Raw genomic sequence first — 2,995 nt, 5'->3', positions numbered from 1 at the left:
CGGTCGTTTCAGGCTTTGTTGCCCTTGTTTTTTGTACCAATCGATGTACTACAAGAAGGATAATGCAAGGTTTTTGAAAGTCCCAATCCTATTTGCTTGCACTAACATCGGACTTTAACAGGTCAAAAGCTTTATTTTAAATGGGTTTTACCATTATTCAGCAAGCCCCAATTAGCAATTATCAGTGACTCTTAAATTAGTACAAAAATATGAACAATCGCGTGTAAGCATCCCACCGAAAAACTAATGCGCTCCGGGGTTTGGGCCCCAACGGGGGGTTTGGGTAGGGTTGATTCATGAATCAACCCTACTATCACTCAACCCTAGGGTTGAGTGATAAAACCGAAAGTAACGCCCAATTTTAGGAGAAAGTTTCCCCTTAAAAATCCCAAATTAGTAGATTTACAAAAATGAGATGCACCCGTTTTAGATATCCTCTTTTTCACCAAATTTATTAATCTAATTGAACCGAATGCTCTTGTTTTAATTGCTTTTGGATGGTTTTTACTGTCCGCTCAATTTTATCGATTCCGCGAGAAGAAGGGCGATTTACCCTATCAGCTAGAGGAGAAGTTTGTTGAATAGCAATGCTTAAATAAAGGGGAAAAGCGAGGGTAAAGGCTAAAAAAAGACGTTGTAACATGATCCACTCCCACAAAAGTTTTTCAGCGATTATTCTAGCCGGCTGAAACTTTTACCAGAATAACCACTAACTAGGAAAATTTCAGCCAGTTTGTGACAGTCCGGCAATTGGTGGGGTAATCCTAAAGAATTAGCGCTGAAACCCTCAACCCTAGAGCGAGAGTCTGATAGATTGATCTAGGAACATAATCGATCGCTCTATCTATGCACAAAATTCCAGTTACTGTGATCACGGGTTTTCTGGGTGCGGGAAAAACTACCCTCATCCGTCATCTACTACAAAATAATCAAGGCCGACGGGTGGCCGTTATGGTCAATGAATTCGGAGAAGTGGGAATTGATGGTGATTTATTGAAAAGTTGTCAGACCTGCGATGACAACCCCAACGATAATATTGTGGAACTGACCAACGGTTGTCTGTGCTGTACAGTACAGGAAGAATTTCTCCCCACCATGCAGAAATTGCTGGAGCGACGGCAACAGTTGGATTGTATGCTGATCGAAACTTCGGGGTTAGCTTTACCTAAACCTCTGGTTCAAGCTTTTCGCTGGCCGGAAATCCGCAACGGTGCGACGGTGGACGGAGTAATCACCGTGGTGGATGGTTTTGCTGTCGCTAGGGGTCGTCTGGTGGCGGATTTGGACGCTTTAACGGCACAAAGGCAAGCAGACCCCAATTTAGAACACGAAACGCCCATTGAGGAGTTATTTGAGGATCAGTTAGCCTGCGCTGACCTGGTACTCTTAACTAAAACCGATCTCATCAGCGAAATCGAATTAGAAAAAATTATTAATTGGCTGAAAACACAACTGCGATCGACGGTAAAAATAGTTACTTGTGCTGATGGACAAATTAGCCCCGATGTGCTATTGGGATTTAATGCCGCCGTCGAGGATGATTTAGCTAGTCGTCCTAGTCATCATGATCACGAGGAAGAACACGATCACGATGAGGAGATCAATTCTGTGCAGTTTTGCCTCGATTCTCCCGTAGATGCCCGAATTTTGACCCAACGGATTAAAGAATTGGTAGCCCGAGAAGAAATCTATCGGGTCAAGGGATTTGTTAACGTGGCCAATAAACCGATGCGTATGGTGTTACAGGGAGTCGGCGATCGCGTTGATTCTTTCTTCGACCGACCCTGGCAATCCACAGAAATGCGGCAAACTCGCTTGGTCTTTATCGGCCGCTCCCTCGATAGTCAGAGAATCGAGCAGGCCTTAACTAGGGTTTGCTGAAGAAGTTTTTCCTAGGGACAGGGTGTGGGGTGTAGGGTGTGGGGTGTGGGGTGTGGGGTGTGGGGTGTGGGGAAAGAAACCTCTTTCATCTGTGGGGGTGAAAATTTTTTCATCGGGACTGCCTCCTGCCGACCGCCTGACCCCACCAACAAACTTTTTCAGCAAACCCTCTCCCTTCTCCCTTCTCCTCTTCTCCCTTCTCCTGGGAGCATCTCACTTACGCGATAAGTAATTATACTTAGCCTATAGCGGTAAGCGCTTGAGTGAGATACAAACCAAGCTTTGCCTAGCATGGTTTATAGCTCGTGACACTGTACCTCATACGACTGCACACCGCTATAAAAGGGTTTTACCATTATTCAGCAAACCCTATTTAATCCTTCAATAGGATTAGTTTGACCAGTTTCTTTCCCGACCGGTCGATGACGTTTACTGGGAATTACTGTCTTATAAGACTCCCAAAAGTCTGTGTAAGCAACCGCGCATTGTCGGTAAACACCGGGTAAACTAGCCCCAAAGTTTTTGGGCTGATTGACGACTCCTATCTCCGCGCATAGCAACCAATAATTTCTTGCGTAGTTCTATCGATAGCTAACCAAATATATACCTTGATTTTCTGACAAAATACGAATGACCATAACTCATCACATTCTCTGATTAATTTGCCTTTAGGTTTGTCTGTTACCTATACCTGGCGGGGAACTTGGCTAAATTTATTATTAACATAGTTTGGTAACCATGACTAACTCACTCCAGTTACTCTAGCAATTCCTCGTCAGGAAATTCGTTCGAGCAAGAGTTGATCAATTAATTGTTTGGTTTCGTCAGAGACGGTTTTATTAGTGGGATTGATCACAAACGGTTGACCACATTCTTTACCTTGACGTTTGGGTTTTCCCTTAGGAATATAACCATTCTTGATCCTATGGTGAGAACCACAATTAGGACAGGGGAATAGAGGTGAAGGGGGGATTTTGTTCGGTGCTAGACTGATATTTGAGTAAGCCAGACAGGAGCCAGAAAAAGATATTTATCAGAAAAGTCATGAGCAAGCTAGAGGTTTAAAGACTGAGCGGGTTCCAATTATTTTTATTCATAAATATTTTACACAATT

At 43.6% G+C, this 2,995-nt stretch carries 3 protein-coding genes and 1 pseudogene; 1 reads left to right on the top strand and 3 read right to left on the bottom strand.

Going from position 1 to position 2,995, the window contains the following annotated elements; genetic code table 11:
- Positions 1-454: 454 nt before the first annotated feature.
- The gene (locus O9332_RS10940) at positions 455-643 is read right to left on the bottom strand and encodes a hypothetical protein (RefSeq protein WP_288025457.1); all 189 of its coding nucleotides are present in this window, start codon (positions 641-643) and stop codon (positions 455-457) included.
- A gap of 203 nt (positions 644-846) precedes the next feature.
- Here O9332_RS10940 and cobW point away from each other — a divergent pair, with 203 nt between their 5' ends.
- Entirely contained in the window at positions 847-1,881 is a 1,035-nt protein-coding gene (gene cobW / locus O9332_RS10935; RefSeq protein ID WP_002759916.1) for a cobalamin biosynthesis protein CobW, read from the top strand.
- Here cobW and O9332_RS10930 read toward each other — a convergent pair.
- Both O9332_RS10930 and O9332_RS10925 read right to left on the bottom strand, forming a co-directional pair.
- Positions 1,864-2,046, bottom strand: a complete 183-nt coding sequence (locus O9332_RS10930; RefSeq protein ID WP_071825045.1) for a hypothetical protein — start codon at positions 2,044-2,046, stop codon at positions 1,864-1,866. The genes cobW and O9332_RS10930 overlap by 18 nt on opposite strands.
- Before the next feature lie 225 nt (positions 2,047-2,271).
- Positions 2,272-2,927 (bottom strand): annotated as a pseudogene (locus O9332_RS10925) (IS1 family transposase).
- Positions 2,928-2,995 lie beyond the last annotated feature (68 nt).

The organism is Microcystis sp. LE19-10.1B, assembly GCF_027530565.1.
GTDB lineage: Bacteria > Cyanobacteriota > Cyanobacteriia > Cyanobacteriales > Microcystaceae > Microcystis > Microcystis aeruginosa.
Note: the sequence above shows the minus strand (reverse complement) of the source record. Positions and strands in the feature narration are given on the sequence as shown.

Coding starts and splice junctions, on each gene's coding strand:
- O9332_RS10940 (WP_288025457.1), bottom strand. CDS start 643: ATGTTACAACGTCTTTTTTTAGCCTTTACCCTCGCTTTTCCCCTTTAT.
- cobW (WP_002759916.1), top strand. CDS start 847: ATGCACAAAATTCCAGTTACTGTGATCACGGGTTTTCTGGGTGCGGGA.